We start from the raw sequence: 19,595 nt of genomic DNA, 5'->3' as shown, positions 1-19,595 counted from the left end.
CGACCGTAAGTTTACGGTTTTGCAAAAAATAATTTAGTTTTAAATATTAACTTTTAAAACAACAATAGGTTTTAAACCATAAAATAAAAAAATGAATATAACTCAGTGGATCATTTTTATCCTAATTATACAAGTAATACACTTTTTAGGAACTTGGAAATTATATGTAAAAGCAGGCAGAAAAGCTTGGGAAGCTGCAGTACCAGTATACAATGCTATTGTTTTAATGCAAATTATTAGAAGACCAAAATGGTGGGTTATACTTCTATTTATACCTATAATTAACCTTTTAATGTTTCCTGTTATATGGGTTGAAACCATAAGAAGTTATGGTAAAAATAGCTTAGTAGATACTTGGTTGGTGATACTAACACTTGGGTTTTACATTTATTACGTAAATTACGCATTAGATGTTAAATACATAGAAGACAGAAGCCTACACCCTACTACAGGATTGGGAGAATGGGTAAGCTCTATTGTGTTTGCTATTGTAGCTGCAACTTTTGTACACACTTATTTTATACAACCATACGTAATCCCTACATCTTCATTAGAAAAAACGCTTTTAGTTGGCGATTTTCTGTTTGTAAGTAAGTTTCATTACGGGGCACGCACACCTATGACTACAGTTGCCGCTCCTATGGTACATGATACATTACCAATTGTAGGATTAAAATCATACTTAAACAAACCACAATTACCATATTTTAGATTACCTGGTTTTCAAAAGATAAAAAGAAATGATATTGTTGTTTTTAGCTGGCCAGCAGATACAGTAAGGCAATTTTTTGTAAAAGAAAAGGGAGTAAGAAAACCAATAGACAAAAAATCTAACTACGTTAAACGTTGCGTTGGCGTACCAGGCGACACTATCTCTGTTGTAGATGGTTATGTACATATTAACGGAGAAAAAACAATTTTGCCAGATAGAGCTAAACCGATGTTTTTTCATGTAGTAACTACCAAAAATGCATTAGACAACAATGTTCTTAACGCTTTAGGCAGAAAAAACTTTACTGGCTATACCATACGCATACCTAAAGAGGTTTTACAAAAAAACAATGTGCCAGAACTAATGGAAAAAGGCACAAGTTTAGATGAAATTAAACAAGATTCTGCTTATGTCTATTACACAGGAAGTTTTGCAAGTGATAAAATAAAAAACTATTTAAAAGCTGAAGACGTAAGAAATATGAACCTTTTTAACCTTACTGAGGCAGAAGCTAAAAAGATTCAGAAATTAACAGCTGTAGAAAGTGTTACTAAATTTAGCTTTAAAAAGCCATCAACAAAAATATTTCCACAAAATGCTAATTTAGCAGGAACAGAAGATAACTTAGGACCTATTTACATTCCTAAAGCTGGTGCTACAATTAACTTGAACGCTAAAAACTTGCCGCTTTACAAAAAAATAATAACAGAGTATGAAGGCAATACTCTTGCACAAGCTGGCAACCAAATCACTATAAACGGTAGTGTAGCAGATAAGTATACTTTTAAACAAGATTATTTTTGGATGATGGGTGATAACAGACACCAATCTGAAGATAGTAGATACTGGGGCTTTGTGCCAGAAAACCATATTGTAGGTAAACCGGTATTTATTTGGATGAGTATAGATGGTATTAATGATGGTTTTGCAAACTGGAAACCTCGTTGGAACCGTTTTTTTACCACTGTTGGTGGCTCTGGAGAACCAGTTTCTTATTTAAAGTACTTTTTACTAATATTAGTAGCGTATTTTGCTTTTGACTATTTTAGAAAAAAGAAAAAGAAAACCAGTTAACAACACACTAAATAAAAATTACCAAAGGTGAAGATGTAGATATACTTATGTACTCACCTTTAATTGCTTTAACATATAAATATAATGTCTGTTTTACTTCATCCTGGATATTTTTTAAATATTGCAAATTTTGTTGCTATAGCAAACAACAATGTATGTTGGGAAGTAAATGATAATTACCAAAAACAAACCTTTAGAAATAGGTCTTATATTTCTGCAGATGTAGGCAAACATATGCTAAACATACCTATAAAACACGTTGGCAAAGATAAAGGCAAGCAAAAATACAAAGATGTAAGGGTAGAAAATGATTATGCTTGGCAAAGACAACATTGGAGAACCTTAGAAACAGCCTACAGAACATCTGCTTTTTTTGAGTTTTATGAAGACGAAATTGCTCCGTTTTATGAAAAAAAACATAACTTTTTACTAGATCTAAATTTAGAAACCACTGCTCTAATTTGTGATTGTTTGCAAATTGATATGCCACAAGAGAAAACTACTACTTTTGAAAAAGAACCTAAAGACTATATAGATGGGCGCTTTTTAATATCATCTAAAAATAAAATAGACTTTAAGCAAGAAAATTATTTTCAGGTATTTAATGATCGTAATGGTTTTATAGAAAACTGTAGCATATTAGATTTATTGTTTAATGAAGGAACAAATGCATTGACCTATTTACAAAACCATAATATAGCATTTAAAAATGCTTAGATTCTGCTTACATTATGGTATACATTTTATAGCGCCTATTGTAATTGGTTATTTCTTTTACAAAGAGCAACGCTTAAGGGCTATTATAATACTTTTAGCTGCTATTTTAATAGATTTAGACCACTTACTTGCCACACCTATTTTTGAAGCCAATAGATGCAGCATTAACTTTCATCCATTACATACTTATTGGGCAATGGGTATATATATTTCTTTATTATTTTTTAAGAAAACAAGAATTTTTGGCATAGCATTATTACTACATATGCTTGCAGATTTTGTAGACTGCTTATTTATTAATTCTTAAATTAAAACTAGCCATTACAGGAAAATGGTCTGATAATTTATTATCATAATTTTTATGTGCGATAACTTCAAACTCTTTGCTCGCCAAAATAAAATCTATACGAACTGGGTAATATTTAAAGTTATAAGTTCTGCCATAAGCAGATCCTTTTTCATTAAAAGTATCTAGTAAATCTCCCTTAATTGTTCTGTACACATTAGAGTATTGATTGTTATTAAAATCCCCGCAAACAATAGTTTTATATGGGTTTCCCTTTATATGCTCTTGTACAATTTTGGCTTGGTCTTGCTGCTTTTTAAAAGACTTTGTAATTCTACCGTATAATTTAGAAGACTCTTCATTAGAAATTGTCTCCATATCTGGCACAACCTTTAAAGACTCTAAGTGCAAATTATAAACCCTTATTGTATCGTTCTTATAAGCTATATCTGCAAAACTAGCAATGTTGTTTGTAAGCTTAAATGGCAACTCACCTGTGTTTAGTATTGGGTATTTAGAATATATAGCTTGGTTTACTTTATTTACATAAAATCCGGGTGCAACATAATTGTATTTATACCTGTGCTTCAATTGGTGGTAGCGAACCCTACTAAACTCTTGTATACAAATAATGTCTGGGTCTTCTTTCAGTACAAAGTCAATAATTTTATCTCCCAAAGCCTTATCACTAGACCATTCATATTTATTAAATCCTCTAGTATTGTAAGTCATTACAGTTAAACTAGTTTCATTATTCTTTTCTGTAGAAAAATTAAATTTTATAAATGAATCTACTAAAAAATAGCCTAAAAAAAGTACAAGTGCAGAAAGTAAAATTCTTTTATTTTTAGCCAATAGCCAATACAAGCAAAAAAGAATATTTACCAAGACCAACAAAGGCAATGACAAACTAAAAACTGATAAAAATGGAAGAATTTTGACCGAAACATATGGTGCTAAATAAGAGATACAAAGCAGTAATGCAAACAAATAATTGAGAACAAACACAAATCTGTTAAAAAAAGATTGCTTTTTCACTAGTCCTCTTTACCTGCTATAAATAAAAAATCTTTTTCTTCTTTAGATAAACTCTCGTATCCAGATTTGCTAATTTTATCTAAAATAGCATCAATTTTACGCTGTTTATCTGCTTTTTTACGGTCAACATTAGCTGTGGTAGAGCCAGTAGTTGTAGACTTAGGTTTTGCGCTTTTATAAACCGTTTTCATAGGCGCTTTTTTATCTTTCCTAAATAAATTTGCTATGCTATCCATAAACCTACCAAAACCAGCTCCTATATCTTTGCCATTCATAAGTTGCTTGGCGTAAAAATAACCTAATGCTGCACCACCTAAGTGACTCAGCATACCTCCTACATTTTGCCCATTAGACAACCTTAACAAATCTAAAACAACAATAATAACACCTAAATGCCATAATTTTAAATCTATAATTAGTAAACGTACAGTTTGGTTTGGCAAATAAGTACATACATAAATTAAAATTGCAGTTACGCCTGCAGAAGCACCTATTAATACTCCATTCTGATTTAGCAAAGCAGGTATTGTATTATAGCCTATCATAAACAGAAACCCGCCTACTATTACGCCTAAAAAGTATACATTTAAAAACTTTTTAGCATCAAATAAATTTAAAAATGTTCTTCCAAAAAAGTATAGCATTAGCATATTCCAAAAAATATGACCAAAACCACTATGAAAAAATGAATAAGTTACTATAGACCAAGGTTGCAGAATAAAATCACCCATATTTTCTGGTAAATTAAACCAGTTTACAATGTTGGGCAATCTAAAAAGATTAACCAATATTAAATTAAGTAGAAAAATAACAACATTAATAGCTATTAATTTTTCAGCAATATTTAATCTTGCGTATTGATATTTTAAATCTCCGTTCATTTTTAATTCCAGCGATTGTTATTAAACTGATTTTTTTTCCAGTACCACATCATTATAAAACCAAATATAGCACCACCTATATGTGCAAAATGTGCAATACCTCCACCAAATAAAGAATAGCCTGTTAAGCCTGAAAACAAATCTATACCAATTAAAACAGGAATAAAGTACTTAGCTTTTATAGGTATAGGTAAAAATATCATCATTAATTCTGCATTAGGGAACATCATACCAAAAGCAACTAAAATACCATAAATAGCACCAGAAGCACCTACAGCAGGCGTGTTATATGCGCTTAAAAAATTATCTATTGTACTTTTAGATGCTACGTTATACCAATCTGGCATATATTTTCCTTCAGCAACAATACCCATTACTTGCTCTTTAGAAACACCAGAGTTTACAATGGCATCTAAACCTTGGTTAAAGTAAAAATAGTTAACACCTGTATGTATTAACGCCGCACCAATACCTGCAGAAAAGTAAAAGAATAAGAACTTGTTTTTACCCCACATTTGTTCTAAAGGTGTACCAAAAGCATATAAAGCATACATATTAAATGCTATATGCATAAAACCACCGTGCATAAACATATGTGATACTAACTGCCATAGCTGAAAATTTTCATTTTCTGGAAACCACAAAGAAAACCATTGGTACATTTGGTCTCCTAATGTTTGTGTTGCTAAAAAGAAAATAACATTTATTATTATTAAATGTTTTATAACATCTGTAAGTCTACCCATTACATAAATTTTTTATCAATATCGTTTTCTGTGATGGTAACATAAATTGGTTTGTTAAACGGGCTAACCATAGACTCTGTACAAGCAAACAAATCGTTTACCAACGCAGCCTGAGATAATTTATCTAGAACGTCTCCTGTTTTAACAGCCAAAGATTTACACAAAGCTTTACTTAAAATATCTGCTTGTGAAAAACCATCTGCACCAACATTTTGTTGGCAATCTGCCATTAATTCATCAAAAATAGTATCTACCTCTGCTTCTGCAACCATTGGCGGAATACCATTTATTTCTACTATATTTTCATTTATTTGTCCAAAAACAAAACCCATAGTAGTTAAATTGTCTTTTATATCTTTTAAAATATCAATTTCTGCTAAAGAAAATGACAATTGTATAGGAAAAAGTAGCTGCTGACTTAAACCTTCATTTAAAGTAACTGTTCTTAAAAACTTCTCGTACAGCACACGTTGGTGGGCTCTTCCTTGGTCTATAACAACCATACCAGATTTTATGGTAGTTACAATATACTTTCTTTTTAACTGAAAAGTAATTGCAGAAGTATCTAAATCATCTTCTGTATCATCAAAAATAGACTTTGCACTTACTTCAGACTCAAAACTTACTCCTTCAAAACCAGTAGATTTTACCTCTGTATTGGGCGTTTCTACATAAAGACTCTCCCAACTTTGCGGACTAGGCTTTTTGTAAGATGAAAAAGAACTTGAAGACGCCGAAGGGCTATTGCTAGCGGTTGTTGGCTTGGTTTCTTCTGCAAACGGATTAAAAGTTGAATCTACGGTTACCTTTGGTAAAACAGCATTTTTATTTTTATACTCGTATGGTGTTTGCAAATTACTATTATGATCAAAATCTAAAGTAGGCGCAACATTAAATTGCCCCAAACTATGTTTTATAGTAGACCTTAAAATAGCATACAACGTTTGTTCATCATCAAACTTCACCTCTGTTTTAGTTGGGTGTATATTTATATCTATTGATGAAGGATCTACCTCTAAATTTAAAAAATAACCAGGATGAGTCCCAGGTTTAATTAAGCCTTCAAAAGCAGCAAGTACTGCATAATGAAGATAATGACTTTTTATAAACCTGTTATTTACAAAAAAGTATTGTTCACCTCTACTCTTTTTAGCAAACTCAGACTTACATATAAAACCAGAAACTTTTACAACTTGTGTATCCTCATTAACAGGAACCAATTTCTCATTAGACTTTTTTCCAAAAATATTTACTATTCTTTGTCTAAAATTAGATTCTGGCAAGTTAAAAAGTTCACTGCCGTTATTGTAGTAATTAAATGCTATAGATGGGTGAGCTAAAGCTACTCTATGAAACTCATCTGTAATATGGCGTAATTCTACGGCGTCTGACTTTAAAAAATTTCTACGTGCAGGAATATTAAAAAATAAGTGCTTAACAGCCAAAGAAGTTCCTTGTGGCGTAGCTACTACCTCTTGAGATTTAATTTCACTACCCTCAATTTCTATAGCAGTTCCAATTTCTTCGTTGGCAGTTTTTGTTTGCAAATCTACACGTGCTATTGCTGCAATAGAAGCTAAAGCTTCTCCTCTAAACCCTTTTGTGTTTAGATTAAACAAATCTTCTGCGCTTTGTATTTTAGATGTTGCGTGGCGCTCAAAACTAAGTCTTGCATCTGTAGCACTCATACCAATACCGTTATCTACAACTTGTATTAGAGATTTACCACCATCTTTAATTATTAATTTTATGCTAGTTGCTCCTGCATCAATTGCATTTTCTAGTAGTTCTTTAACTACAGAAGCTGGTCGCTGAACAACTTCACCCGCTGCAATTTGGTTTGCAACGTGGTCCGGTAAAAGTTTTATGATATCTGCCATTATTTTATGGAGAATATTGAAAGATCAAAGTCTATAATGTATAAAAAAGCGAAAACCAAAACAGCTATTATAATTGCCATTCGTATTTTCATATTTCTGTCTCCCTCTTTACGCAGATCAGAAAAAGCGTTTCCAAACTTACTTTTTAATCCTTGTTTTGGGCCAACAGTTGTACGGTATTTATCTAGTTTGTGCTGAATTTTATACGGGTTACCCTCACCTTTATCATCATAGTAACGAGGCTTATAGTCGTACGACTTATTTTTCCGTAATCTTGTAAATTTTCCCATAATAACTAGATTTTCAAAGGTACTTAAAAACACAAAAAATAGCACAGATACTATGCCAAAACTTGTTAACAAGTCAAATTAACATAAAAACAAAAAAAATGTATAAAAAAAATACTCTTAAAAAATCTTATTTAAAAGACTTTTTAAGAGTATTTAATAAGTGTATTTGGCAGTATTAGTTTCCTAAAGCAGCCATTTTTATTGCTGCTATTGCAGCTTCTGTTCCTTTATTACCGTGTTTACCTCCACTACGGTCTATTGCTTGTTGCAAGTTATTGTCTGTAAGTACACAAAAAATAACAGGTGTATCAGTTAAAACATTTAGGTCTTTTATACCCTGCGCTGTTGCACTACATACAAAATCAAAATGTTTAGTTTCTCCTTGTATAACACTACCAATAGCTATAACTGCATCTACTTTTTTTGTTGCAATCATTTTTTTACTACCGTAAGTAAGTTCAAAACTCCCGGGAACATCCCATCTTACAATGTTTTCTTTTACAGCTCCGCAATCTAAAAGAGCTTCTATAGCTCCATTATATAGCCCTTCTGTAACTTCTGTGTTCCATTCTGAAACAACAATCCCAAACCGAAAATCTTTCGCGTTTGGGATTGAAGTTTTATCGTATACTGATAAATTTTTATTAGCCGTAGCCATATCTATATTATTTAGCTTTTCCTATAAATGCATCAATTGTTGAAGCCTCTAAAGAAGTAGAAAATTCATTTTTCACTCTCTCAAAGTACTTTAACGCCTTATCTTTTTCACCTAACTCTAATGCTGCAACACCAGCTTTGTATAAATATCTTGGAGTTGTAAAATCGTTATCTCCCTGAGCAACTGCTTTTTCATAATACTCTAAAGCATCTTCAGTTTGGTTTAACTGCATAAAAGCATCACCTATACCACCTTTAGCTAAAGCTCCTAAAGTAACATTACTAGTACTAAAATCTTCTAAATGATTAATAGCCTCTTGGTAGTTTTTTAAATTTAAGTAAGCCATACCAGCAGAGTAATTTGCTAGGTTAGCAGTTGGTGTACCACCATAATTTTTTATAATATCTAAAAATCCGTATTTACCTTCAGACCCGTTTAAGGCTAAAGTTAATAAAGAATCTTTATTCGCAGATGCATCATTTAACGCTTGGTCTAAATACTGTTGTGGGTAGTACATTTCGTTATTAGCATCGTTAATTTTAGGATTTTGAACAAAATTAACATAAGCTAAATAAGCTAAAACTCCAACAGCAATAACACCTATAACGCCTAAAATTGCTTTTTGATTTTTTGCAACCCACTCCTCAGATTTGGACGCACTTTCATCTAAAGTATTAAAAACCTCTGCAGTTGTACTATCTTGTTCTTGTATTTCTACTTCTTCTTCTTTAGTCTTTGGTTTGTATCCTCGCTTTTTATATGTAGCCATAGTTAATTTTATTAATCGCGCAAAAATAAAGTTTTTATTGAAATCTAAAACCTTATTTATTCGTTATTTTTCAATAATTTGCGACTTCTCTTATATTTTTAAAATAAAACTTGCCAAAAACAGAATGCTTTTAAAGAAATTATCGCTTGTAAATTATAAAAATTTTGACTCTAAAGAATTTGATTTTGACGCTAAAATAAACTGCTTTGTTGGCAGTAATGGCGTAGGAAAGACAAATATTTTAGATGCTATTTACCATTTATCTTTTGGCAAAAGTTACTTTAATCCTATTGCGTCACAAAATATAAAACACGGTGAAGATTTTTTTGTTGTTGATGGATTGTTTTTTAAAAACGATAGGGAAGAAAAAATTATTTGCAGTTTAAAAAAAGGTGCTAAAAAGGTTATTAAAAAAAATGGTAAGGCATATGATAAGTTTTCTGACCATATTGGTTTTTTGCCGTTGGTAATTATTTCTCCGGCAGACCGCGACCTTATTTTAGAAGGTAGTGACACAAGACGTAAGTTTATAGACGGTGTAGTATCTCAATCTAATAAAGAATATTTAACTGCTCTTTTAAAATATAATAAAATACTTTTACAACGTAATTCTCTTTTAAAATACTTTGCTGTAAACCATACTTTTGACAAAACTACACTAAGTGTTTATAATGAGCAATTACAAGAATATGGTACAATTATACACAAAGAACGTGTTGCATTTTTAAATGAATTTATTCCTATTTTTAAAGAACAATATGCTGCAATATCTGGCGGAAAAGAAGATGTAACAATTACATACAATAGCAAGCTACTAGACAAAGATTTACTGCAATTATTTAATGAAAGTTTAGAAAAAGATAGGGCTGTGCAATACACTACAGTTGGTACTCATAAAGATGATTTGTCTTTTGAAATTAACAATTACCCTGTAAAGAAATTTGGTAGCCAAGGGCAGCAAAAATCATTTTTAATAGCCTTAAAACTGGCTCAGTTTAACTTTATTAAAGCGCAAGCAAAAACAACTCCTATTCTATTGTTAGACGATATTTTTGACAAGTTAGATGAAAACCGCGTAGCACAAATTGTATCTTTAGTAGATGACGATAATTTTGGACAAATTTTTATTAGTGATACGCACGCAGACCGAACTGAAAATGTGGTAAAAAATATACACCAGAGTTACAAAATATTTAAAATATAACTAGTTATACTTACAGTTTATATTTTATATTCATAAAACAAAATAACATTAAAAGTTGCCGTTATTTTATACTTAAATTTGTATTTTTCAAGTCACTGTACATCCTTTAAACAAGAAATTTTAACAATGAAAAAGCTAGCAATTATATGTTTAACAATACTATTTATAGCCTGTAGCAACTCATCTACTGTAAAAAAAGAAGATATACACTTGCTTAATGGCTATTGGGAAATTACTCAAGTTTTTTTTGCTGATGGCAGCAGCAAAGAGTATAAAGCAAGCCCTATTATAGATTTTTTTGAAATTAATAACCAAAAAGGATTTAGAACAAAAGTACAGCCAAAAATTGGAGGCACTTTTACCACAAATAAAGATGTAGATAAAGTTACTATTACACAAAAACAAAGTACCTTTACCATAACATACAGCAATAACCTTACAGAAAGAGAAGAAGAGTTATTAAGCCTTAGCAAAAACTCTTTTACAGTTAAGGATACAGAGCAAATTACATACGTTTACAAACGCTACCAACCTATACAAATAGAGCAATAATGGCAAAACGCAAAAAAGAAAATCTGCAATTAGGAGATCTTTTACAAGATTTTATAAAAGAAAATAGATTAGACCGTGGTATAGACGGTGTAGATACACGTGCTGCTTGGAAAAACCTTATGGGACCTGGTGTAAATAATTATACTACTACTGTAGAATTACGTAATGGCACTTTGTACGTATCTCTAAGTTCTTCTGTATTAAGAGAAGAATTAAGTCACGGCAATTCAAAAATTATTAAAATGATAAATGAAGATTTAGGAAAAGAAGTGGTAAAAAAATTAGTACTACGTTAAATACTTTTCATTTTAAAACATAAAAAAACCATCAAGCAAAAACTTGATGGTTTTTTTTTATGTTTTGGTATATATCTAGAAAATTTCTCTTCCAGAAAAATGGAAAGCTCCTTCAATAGCAGCATTCTCATCACTATCAGATCCGTGAACTGCATTTTCTCCTATAGAAGTTGCATATAATTTACGAATAGTACCTTCTGCAGCTTCTGCTGGGTTAGTTGCACCAATAAGAGCTCTAAAATCTTCAACAGCGTTATCTTTTTCTAAGATAGCAGCAACAATAGGACCTCTTGTCATAAATTCTACTAACTCTCCAAAAAACGGACGCTCGCTATGTACAGCATAAAATGCTTCTGCATCTCTTTTGCTTAACTGCGTATATTTCATAGCTACAATTTTAAAACCTGCAGATGTAATTTTTTCTAAAATACCACCAATGTGACCATTTTCTACACCGTCTGGCTTAATCATTGTAAAAGTTCTGTTTGTAATCATCGTCTTTTAAATTTTTTGCAAAAATAATGCTTTTAATATAACACGCAACAAATTAGTTTAAAAGCTTGTAAAGCAACTGTTACTAGATTGTTAGGTTAATGATATTAAGCTGCTTAGTAGGTTTGTTTTAATTCTCCTAACACCTTACCATTATCACCTATCATTTTAAAGATTACTGTTTTAGTGTCAAAATCAAAATTTAACAAACCAAAACTCTTAACAAAAACAACTTCTCCTACCCTGTATGGATTTTCTTCTCCAGAAAAACCAGTGTAAGTATGTGTTAACCCACTACTTGTAAAATCTACCAGCGGATAGTTTAAATCTTTTACTGTGTCTACAGAAAACTCAGATATATGTCGGTCTCCAGATAATATCATTGCTCCTTTAGCCTTAGTTTTTACTAAAAGTTTTTTAAGCTTGTCTACCTCATGCGGAAAATTTCCCCATCCTTCAAAACCGTGCTTGTTAGATAAATATTGTACACTACTAATTAAAATATTAAAATCTGCTTCAGAATTATTTAGCTCTTCTGTTAACCATTTCCATTGCTCTTCTCCTAAAATAGTTCCTTCTCCGTAAACATTTGGTTGCACACGCCTTTTGTTGTCTGTAGCTGGCGTTAGTGCTGTTCTAAAATAGCGCGTATCTAAAACTAATACCTTTACTTTTGCTTTTGGCAAGTTGTAATTATGTACTGCATAAACACCTTCTCTTTGTCTACGCGGACTATCTTTAGCAACATCCATAAAGTCTAAAAACTCTTGTTCACTTTCTTTTTTAGCCTTAAACTCTACTCCACCGTCATTTAAACCATAATCATGATCATCCCAAGTACCAATTACTGGTACAGTTTCTTTTAACTTTTTGTAACCAGGCACATTGTCTTGAGCTGCATATATAGCTCTTAACTGCTGCATATTATCTGTATCTGCATAAATATTATCTCCTCCCCAAATCCACAAATTAGGATTGGCTGCTAAAACATCATCCCACAAAGGGTTTACCTCATCATGTTTGTTACAAGATCCAAAAGCAATGGTAAAATCTGGCTTAGTTTCTGTAGTTACAGTAGTTTCTACAGGTTTTACTGTTTTACATGCGCTAAAAGCAACCAATAAACCAAGCACAAAAATAGTTTTCTTCAAAATATTAAAATTATAGTTTAAGTAACAATTTTAAGACTATTTTTTCACATACTAAAGCATTACATAAGGTATTAACCAAAACATAAGATTGGCAGTTATAAAAAGCTACCGGTATTTTGAGCATTTACTAAAAACACTATCTTTGGTGCATATGAATAAAGAAGATAGTAAAACGGTGAAGTCCTTACTTAGCTCACCACATAAAATAGTTATAATACCACACAAAAATCCAGATGGTGACGCCATAGGTTCTACCTTAGGACTAATGCATTACCTTAAAAACAAAGGACAACAAGCAGTTGTAATAGCTCCTAATGACTTTCCTAAGTTTTTAAAATGGATGCCAGGACAAGAAGAAATTATCATTTTTGAAAATGACAAAGAAGTAGCTGAAAAATATATTACAGAAGCTAGTATAATTTTTACACTAGATTTTAATCATTTATCTAGGGTTGGTTTTATGCAAGAAACCTTAGAAGCTGCAGAAGGTACCTTTATTATGATAGATCATCACCAAGCACCATCAGACTACGCAAAAGTTACATATTCTGATGTGCATATGAGTTCTACTTGTGAAATGGTATATAATTTTATTGAAGCCATTGAACAAGACACTAGCAAAATTACAAGCAAAATAGCAAACTGCTTGTATACTGGTATAATGACAGATACTGGATCTTTTAAATACTCATCTACAACAAGCAGAACACACCGCGTAGTTGCAGATTTAATTGATAAAGGAGCAGAAAATATGGCTATACACAATAAGGTGTTTGACACCAATTCTCCTAGTAGATTACATATTTTAGGTTGTGCCCTAAAAAATATGGTTATACTAGAAGATTACCATACTGCATACATTACACTTAGCCAAGAAGAGTTAGATGAAAATGAATTTAAAAAAGGAGATACAGAGGGTATAGTTAATTACGGACTTACTTTAGACAATATTATTTTTGCTGTTATTTTTATTGAAAATAAAGATGAAGGAATTATAAAAATATCATTTAGATCTCAAGGCAATTTTTCTGTAAACGAATTTGCAAGAGCGCATTTTGAAGGTGGCGGGCACGACAATGCTGCTGGTGGTAAAAGCAATGTTTCTTTAGAAGAAACCACAGCAAAATTTGTTGCTTTGTTAGACAGTTATAAAGATCAATTAAAAGGATGAAAAAAGTTATATACTTAGCACTAATACTTTGCTTTATAAGTTGTGATGGTCCAGAACCAAGAAGACCTATAGAAGTAAAAACAGGTAGTTACATAAAACAATCTATAAAACGAAATAAATTACTACTTGCAGAAGAAGAAGCAATTATACAACGAATAATAAAAAAAGATACTGCCCACAACTACATAAGTGGTACAAATGGAGCTTGGTATTTTTACAATAAAAAAAACCAAGAGCAAACACAAACCATAAAACCAGATGATTTGGTTACTATGCGTTATAGTTTATTAGACCTTAATAATGATACTATTTATGGTTTTAATGAAATTGGGACTATACAATATAAAGTAGACAAGCAAGAACTATTTTTAGGCCTACGTACAAGTGTAAAACTCTTAAAAAAAAATGAGACTGCTACCTTTTTATTTCCTTCTTCTTTAGGCTACGGCTACCACGGAGACGATAATAAAATAGGAACCAACATACCTTTAAAAGCAGTAGTATCTATATTAAAAGTAGAAAAAGATAGTATTCTAAATTAAAAATCAACTAAAAAAGTAAAAATGAAAAAAAGTTTTTTAATCTTATTAATAGCTGTATCTGCAATGGTAGGCTGTAAATCTGGACAATATGCAGACTTAGAAGATGGGTTGTATGCAGATATAAAAACCAATAAAGGAGATATGCTAGTAAAGTTAGAGTACAATTTAGCACCAGTTACTGTTGCTAATTTTGTTTCTTTAGCAGAAGGTAAAAGTCCGTTTGTTAGTGAAGAATACAAAGGTAAAAAATACTACGATGGTATTATTTTTCATAGAGTAATGAAAGATTTTATGATTCAGGGTGGAGACCCAACAGGAACAGGTATGGGTAACCCTGGTTATAAATTTAAAGACGAGTTTAACGATTCTCTTCGTCACACAAAAAAAGGTATTATATCTATGGCTAACTCTGGACCCAAAACTAATGGCAGCCAGTTTTTTATTACTCACGCTCCTACTCCTTTCTTAGATGGTTTAGATGAGTTTGGTAATTTAAAAAATTGTGATAATCCTAGAGTTGGATGTCATTCTGTTTTTGGTGAAGTTGTTAAAGGTTTAGAAGTTGTAGACTCTATTGCAAATGTAAAAGTAGCTGCAAAAAACAGACCTTTAGAAGATGTTGTTATCTCTACCATAGAAATAGTAAAAAAAGGTAAAGAGGCTAAAAAGTTTGATGCAATTAAAGTAATGACAGCTTACTTTGAAGAAGAAAAAGAAGAAGAAAAAAGACAACTTGCTTTAGCTGAAGAAGCTAAAAAAACAGAAGCTGCTTTTGCTGCAGAAACTGCCGAGCAAATTAAAAAAGCAGAAACTTTACCTTCTGGCTTAAAAGTGCTTGTTTTAAAAGAAGGTACTGGTAAAAAACCAAAAATTGGACAAAAAGCTTTGGTAAACTATGCTGGTTGGTTAAGCAATGGCACTTTGTTTGATACCACAATGGAAGACGTTGCTAAAGAGTTTGGAAAATATGATATTATTTACAAAATGCACGGTAACGATTTAAGCCCATACCCAATGGAATACAGTCCAGAGTCTAGATTAACTGCTGGTTTTAAAGAAGGGCTATTACGTATGAAAGTTGGCGATAAAGTTCGTTTGTTTATTCCACCTCACTTAGGTTACGGAGAACAAGGAGGCGGACCAATACCTCCAAACGCCGATTTAATTTTTGATGTAGAAATCACTGGTATTCAATAAACTACACGTTTCTTAACAAAAAAGTTTCAATAAATTAAAAGACTGCTTTTGGCAGTCTTTTTTATTTGTAATACATTTACTACAAATAATTCTCCCCAAGTAAACCTTTAATAATAAAAAACGCTATGAAAACATTTGCATTAAAAACAGTATTACTCGTATTTTTTTTATCTTTTTTATCTTGTGACAATTCATCTAACGACCTAATAGATGCAATTAATAATAATAACGAAGAAACTAAAGAAGAAGAAAACACCAATGAAGATGAAAACAACAGTAACAACACTGCAAAAACTGTTGTAGATGCGTACGGACAACTACGCATTAAAGGAAGTAAAATTGTAGACAAAAATGACAACGCAATACAATTACGTGGTATGTCTTTATTTTGGAGCCAATGGATGCCACAATACTACACAACAGGCACCGTATCATGGCTAAAAGAGGATTGGAACGTTACCATTGTAAGAGCAGCTATGGCTGTAGAAGATAATGATGGTTACCTAAGCAACCCAGAAAGAGAAAAAGCTAAAATATTTACAGTTATAGATGCCGCTATAGAACAAGGTATTTATGTTATTGTAGATTGGCACAGTCACCACGCAGAAAATCACCTAAGTGAAGCTAAAAGTTTTTTTGCAGAAGTTGCCCAAAAATACGGAGACAAGCCTAACATAATCTACGAAATTTACAACGAACCTTTAGATGGTGTTTCATGGAACAACACACTTAAGCCATACCATGAAGCTGTTATTAAAGAAATTAGAAAGTATGACCCAGACAATATTGTAGTTTGTGGTACTAGAGTATGGTCTCAACGTGTTGATGAAGTAATTGGCAATGAAATTAATGATGCCAACGTAGCGTATACTCTTCATTACTATGCAGCTAGTCACAAGCAATATTTAAGAGATATTGCCAAACAAGCCATAGACAACAACTTGGCTATTTTTGTTACAGAATATGGCACAACAGAATATACTGGTGATGGGTATGTAGACACTGCAGAGAGTAAAGCTTGGTGGAAATTTTTAGACGATAACAAAATATCATGGTGTAATTGGTCTATAGCAGATAAAAACGAAAAATCTGCGGCATTAACTCCTGGAGCTAGTGGCAATGGTAATTGGAGCTTAGATCAAGTAACGGAATCTGGAAAATTAGTACGAACAGAATTAATAGAAAAGAATCCTACTTTTTAAATAAAACCTTAATACTAAAAATCCCCATTTGATGTTTTCAAATGGGGATTTTTTTATAAAGTTATATAATGCTTTAAGCCGGACTATTTTTTAGCACTTCTAAAGTAAATTTCCAAAACTTTTGTACAGAAGAAATACTAACACGTTCATCTGGTGAGTGAGCTCCTTTTATAGTTGGCCCAAAACTAATCATATCCATATCTGGGTAATTCTGACCTAAAATACCACACTCTAAACCAGCATGGCAAGCCACCACCTTTGCATCTGTACCAAAAACGGTTTTATACTGTGCACTTAACACTTTTAAAATAGCCGAATCTGGATTAGGATTCCATCCTGGATATTCACCACTAAAGTCTACCTTAAAATCTGCTAATTCAAAAGCAGACTTTAATGCGTTAGCTAAATCCATTTTTCCAGAGTTTACAGAAGACCTAGTTAGGCATCCTATTTTTATTGCTCCGTCTTTAACTATAACTCTTGCTATGTTGTTAGATGTCTCTACCAAATCTGCCATACTAGCACTCATTGCATACACACCGTTATGTGCTGTGTAAATACCACGTAACATTTTTTGTTGAGCCTCTTTTTCCATAACATTTTCTGGCAAGGCAACCTCTGTTAAAGAGATAATTAAATTTGGCTCCGTAACTTTCAATTCAGATTTAATAGTATTTACCAACTTTTCAAAATTAGCCAAAAACTCATCTGTAACTTTTACAGCAACAATAGCATTACTTTCTCTTGGTATTGCATTACGCAAACTACCACCATCAATCTCAGAAATGGCCAAATCAGTATGTAAGCTTATGTTATAAAGCAGCCTATTCATTATTTTATTAGCATTGCCCAAACCACGGTGTATATCCATACCACTATGGCCACCATTTAATCCTTTAACTGTTACTTTATATCCTGTAAAGTTTGCCTGCACAGGCTCTAATTCATAAATTCTTCTTGCAGTAATATCTATACCTCCTGCACAACCTATATCAATCTCATCATCTTCTTCTGTGTCTAAATTTAAAAGAATATCGCCTTGCAAAACGCCACCTTTTAACCCCATAGCACCAGTCATTCCTGTTTCTTCATCAATAGTAAATAAAGCTTCTAAAGCAGGGTGTGGTATATCTGTGCTTTCTAACAAAGCCATTATTGTAGCAACACCCATACCGTTATCTGCTCCTAACGTAGTTCCTTGAGCTCTAACCCAGTCACCATCTATGTACATTTGTATGCCTTGAGTATCAAAATCAAAAACAGTATCGTTATTTTTTTGGTGTACCATATCTAAATGAGACTGCAACGTAACCATTTTTTTATTTTCTAAACCTGGTGTTGCTGGCTTTCTAATAATAACATTACCAACCTCATCTTTTAAAGTTTCTAATTGTAAAGAAGCGCCAAAATCTAACATAAACTGTATAACACGTTCTTCTTTTTTAGAAGGTCTTGGCACTGCATTTAAGTCTGCAAATTTGTTCCAAACTGCTTTGGGTTCTAACTCTCTTATATCTTTACTCATTTCTTTTTATTTTCTAGGCCTCAAAATTACATAATAGAAAACGATTTTATGTCTTGTATTGTTTATTTTTGATGTAATGAAGTCAAAATTAAAAAATGGTATTGCTCTTTTGTTGCCTATACAAATAGTATTGGTAAAATGGTTGGCCAACTATCCTGCATTTATTGAAAAATATTACAGTAATGGTTTGTACCAATACACTTCTAAGTTTTTTAGGTATTTATTAGGTTGGATACCATTTTCTGTTGGCGATATTTTATATGCTGCATTAATTATATTTGCTCTTAAATACGTTATTAAAAAAAGAAAATATATAAAGCAAAAACCTCTCATTTTTTTAAGAAATATTCTGGTAGTTTTATCTATTGCTTATTTTACTTTTCATTTTTGTTGGGGGTTAAATTACTACAGAGAACCACTATACAAAACATTACAAATTAAAGAGAATCATTCTTTAGCAGAATTAGAATCTTTTGTTTCTAGGTTAATAGAAAAAACAAATACCATACATAAAACTATTACAGAAGACAGTACTAAAGCTGTTGTTATGCCCTATAACAAAGCAGAGATTTATGATTTAACAACCGTAGGGTACACGGAATTACAAAAAAAATACCCATTTTTAAATTATCAAACACCTAGCTTAAAAACCTCTTTATATAGTACAGGTTTAAGCTATGCAGGTTACGGTGGCTACCTTAACCCTTTTACTAATGAAGCTCAGGTAAATGGTAAAATTCCACTGTACAGGTATCCTGTAATTGCAGGTCATGAAGCCGGACACCAAATTGGATATTCTGCAGAAAATGAAACCAATTTTATTGGGTATTTGATAACTGCTAACAATACAGATATTTACTTTAAATATGCTGCCTACTCATACGCATTAAGCTATTGTTTAAGTGATATTAGATACAATAATCCAGAATTATTTAATCAACTTTATAGTAATTTAAATGTTGGAGTTAAAAAAAACTACCAAGAATTAAGTACTTTTTGGGGTAATTATGAAAACCCTATGGAGCCTGTTCTAAAATCTGTTTACAGCACTTTTTTAAAAGCAAACAACCAAACAGATGGTATGAAAAGCTACAGCAGAATTGTAACATTATTGGTTGCCTACCATCAAAAACACCCATTATAAAATATTAAGATCTATAGTATAGCGGTACATTTACATACGTACGCACAGTAATTTTAACATTTTATTAC

Annotated in this window: 21 protein-coding genes; 11 read left to right on the top strand and 10 right to left on the bottom strand. The window is 31.8% G+C overall.

Annotated features, from left to right (window positions below; all coding sequences use genetic code 11):
* Positions 1-91: 91 nt before the first annotated feature.
* The 3 genes from lepB to JM80_RS09225 all read left to right on the top strand — a co-directional run bounded on the left by lepB (position 92) and on the right by JM80_RS09225 (position 2,810).
* Positions 92-1,786: a signal peptidase I gene (lepB, locus tag JM80_RS09235; protein WP_038504496.1), complete on the top strand. Its 1,695-nt coding sequence runs from the start codon at positions 92-94 to the stop codon at positions 1,784-1,786.
* 84 nt (positions 1,787-1,870) lie between these two features.
* Positions 1,871-2,503: a WbqC family protein gene (locus JM80_RS09230; RefSeq protein WP_013619835.1), complete on the top strand. Its 633-nt coding sequence runs from the start codon at positions 1,871-1,873 to the stop codon at positions 2,501-2,503.
* On the top strand, positions 2,496-2,810 hold the full coding sequence (locus JM80_RS09225) for a DUF6122 family protein (RefSeq protein WP_013619836.1): 315 nt from the start codon (positions 2,496-2,498) through the stop codon (positions 2,808-2,810). The genes JM80_RS09230 and JM80_RS09225 overlap by 8 nt, the downstream gene beginning before the upstream one ends.
* Here JM80_RS09225 and JM80_RS09220 read toward each other — a convergent pair.
* The 7 genes from JM80_RS09220 to JM80_RS09190 form a co-directional block, all read right to left on the bottom strand.
* The gene (locus tag JM80_RS09220; protein ID WP_235183523.1) at positions 2,793-3,644 is read right to left on the bottom strand and encodes an endonuclease/exonuclease/phosphatase family protein; all 852 of its coding nucleotides are present in this window, start codon (positions 3,642-3,644) and stop codon (positions 2,793-2,795) included. The two genes, JM80_RS09225 and JM80_RS09220, sit on opposite strands and share 18 nt — an antisense overlap.
* A 182-nt stretch (positions 3,645-3,826) precedes the next feature.
* Positions 3,827-4,708, bottom strand: a complete 882-nt coding sequence (locus JM80_RS09215; RefSeq protein WP_144709837.1) for a rhomboid family intramembrane serine protease — start codon at positions 4,706-4,708, stop codon at positions 3,827-3,829.
* Between the two features lie 2 nt (positions 4,709-4,710).
* Positions 4,711-5,454 carry a rhomboid family intramembrane serine protease gene (locus tag JM80_RS09210; RefSeq protein WP_013619839.1) on the bottom strand — a complete coding sequence of 248 codons (744 nt, stop codon included), beginning with the start codon at positions 5,452-5,454 and terminating at the stop codon, positions 4,711-4,713.
* Positions 5,454-7,334 (bottom strand): DNA mismatch repair endonuclease MutL, encoded by a 1,881-nt coding sequence (gene mutL, locus JM80_RS09205; RefSeq protein ID WP_144709834.1) that lies wholly within the window; start codon positions 7,332-7,334, stop codon positions 5,454-5,456. Before mutL ends, JM80_RS09210 begins: the two co-directional genes overlap by 1 nt.
* Positions 7,334-7,624 carry a hypothetical protein gene (locus tag JM80_RS09200; RefSeq protein ID WP_013619841.1) on the bottom strand — a complete coding sequence of 97 codons (291 nt, stop codon included), beginning with the start codon at positions 7,622-7,624 and terminating at the stop codon, positions 7,334-7,336. Before JM80_RS09200 ends, mutL begins: the two co-directional genes overlap by 1 nt.
* A gap of 175 nt (positions 7,625-7,799) precedes the next feature.
* A complete protein-coding gene (gene ribH / locus JM80_RS09195) occupies positions 7,800-8,282 on the bottom strand; it encodes a 6,7-dimethyl-8-ribityllumazine synthase (protein WP_034644587.1) in 483 nt (160 codons plus the stop codon).
* Positions 8,283-8,289: 7 nt separating this feature from the next.
* A complete protein-coding gene (locus JM80_RS09190; protein WP_013619843.1) occupies positions 8,290-9,051 on the bottom strand; it encodes a tol-pal system YbgF family protein in 762 nt (253 codons plus the stop codon).
* Positions 9,052-9,175: 124 nt separating this feature from the next.
* Here JM80_RS09190 and JM80_RS09185 point away from each other — a divergent pair, with 124 nt between their 5' ends.
* The 3 genes from JM80_RS09185 to JM80_RS09175 all read left to right on the top strand — a co-directional run bounded on the left by JM80_RS09185 (position 9,176) and on the right by JM80_RS09175 (position 11,103).
* Complete coding sequence (locus JM80_RS09185; protein WP_144709832.1) at positions 9,176-10,255, top strand: DNA replication/repair protein RecF; 1,080 nt, start codon at positions 9,176-9,178, stop codon at positions 10,253-10,255.
* 126 nt (positions 10,256-10,381) lie between these two features.
* Positions 10,382-10,807, top strand: coding sequence for a hypothetical protein (locus tag JM80_RS09180; RefSeq protein ID WP_089118058.1), 426 nt, complete (start codon positions 10,382-10,384; stop codon positions 10,805-10,807).
* Complete coding sequence (locus tag JM80_RS09175; protein ID WP_144709830.1) at positions 10,807-11,103, top strand: DUF721 domain-containing protein; 297 nt, start codon at positions 10,807-10,809, stop codon at positions 11,101-11,103. The genes JM80_RS09180 and JM80_RS09175 overlap by 1 nt, the downstream gene beginning before the upstream one ends.
* A gap of 75 nt (positions 11,104-11,178) precedes the next feature.
* Here the strand turns inward: JM80_RS09175 and JM80_RS09170 are convergent, their stop codons facing one another.
* Together JM80_RS09170 and JM80_RS09165 are read right to left on the bottom strand one after the other, a co-directional pair.
* The gene (locus JM80_RS09170; protein ID WP_013619847.1) at positions 11,179-11,598 is read right to left on the bottom strand and encodes a nucleoside-diphosphate kinase; all 420 of its coding nucleotides are present in this window, start codon (positions 11,596-11,598) and stop codon (positions 11,179-11,181) included.
* A gap of 113 nt (positions 11,599-11,711) precedes the next feature.
* The gene (locus tag JM80_RS09165; RefSeq protein WP_144709828.1) at positions 11,712-12,746 is read right to left on the bottom strand and encodes an alkaline phosphatase D family protein; all 1,035 of its coding nucleotides are present in this window, start codon (positions 12,744-12,746) and stop codon (positions 11,712-11,714) included.
* A 151-nt stretch (positions 12,747-12,897) separates the two neighbouring features.
* On the opposite strand from JM80_RS09165, the gene JM80_RS09160 reads away from it, so the two are divergent.
* The 4 genes from JM80_RS09160 (at position 12,898) to JM80_RS09145 (ending at position 16,858) form a co-directional block, all read left to right on the top strand.
* Positions 12,898-13,917: a bifunctional oligoribonuclease/PAP phosphatase NrnA gene (locus JM80_RS09160; protein WP_013619849.1), complete on the top strand. Its 1,020-nt coding sequence runs from the start codon at positions 12,898-12,900 to the stop codon at positions 13,915-13,917.
* The gene (gene gldI / locus JM80_RS09155; RefSeq protein WP_144709826.1) at positions 13,914-14,459 is read left to right on the top strand and encodes a gliding motility-associated peptidyl-prolyl isomerase GldI; all 546 of its coding nucleotides are present in this window, start codon (positions 13,914-13,916) and stop codon (positions 14,457-14,459) included. The genes JM80_RS09160 and gldI overlap by 4 nt, the downstream gene beginning before the upstream one ends.
* Before the next feature lie 21 nt (positions 14,460-14,480).
* Positions 14,481-15,656, top strand: coding sequence for a peptidylprolyl isomerase (locus JM80_RS09150; RefSeq protein ID WP_144709824.1), 1,176 nt, complete (start codon positions 14,481-14,483; stop codon positions 15,654-15,656).
* A 125-nt stretch (positions 15,657-15,781) separates the two neighbouring features.
* A complete protein-coding gene (locus JM80_RS09145) occupies positions 15,782-16,858 on the top strand; it encodes a glycoside hydrolase family 5 protein (protein WP_144709822.1) in 1,077 nt (358 codons plus the stop codon).
* Between the two features lie 73 nt (positions 16,859-16,931).
* Here the strand turns inward: JM80_RS09145 and JM80_RS09140 are convergent, their stop codons facing one another.
* The gene (locus JM80_RS09140; protein WP_089118056.1) at positions 16,932-18,383 is read right to left on the bottom strand and encodes an aminoacyl-histidine dipeptidase; all 1,452 of its coding nucleotides are present in this window, start codon (positions 18,381-18,383) and stop codon (positions 16,932-16,934) included.
* Between the two features lie 76 nt (positions 18,384-18,459).
* Between JM80_RS09140 and JM80_RS09135 the strand changes: the two genes are divergently transcribed.
* Positions 18,460-19,527 (top strand): DUF3810 domain-containing protein, encoded by a 1,068-nt coding sequence (locus tag JM80_RS09135; protein WP_144709820.1) that lies wholly within the window; start codon positions 18,460-18,462, stop codon positions 19,525-19,527.
* Positions 19,528-19,595 lie beyond the last annotated feature (68 nt).

This window comes from Cellulophaga sp. RHA_52, assembly GCF_007827205.1.
Lineage (GTDB): Bacteria > Bacteroidota > Bacteroidia > Flavobacteriales > Flavobacteriaceae > Cellulophaga > Cellulophaga lytica.
The sequence above is the reverse complement of the archived record's forward strand: the minus strand, read 5'-3'. Positions and strand labels throughout refer to the sequence as shown.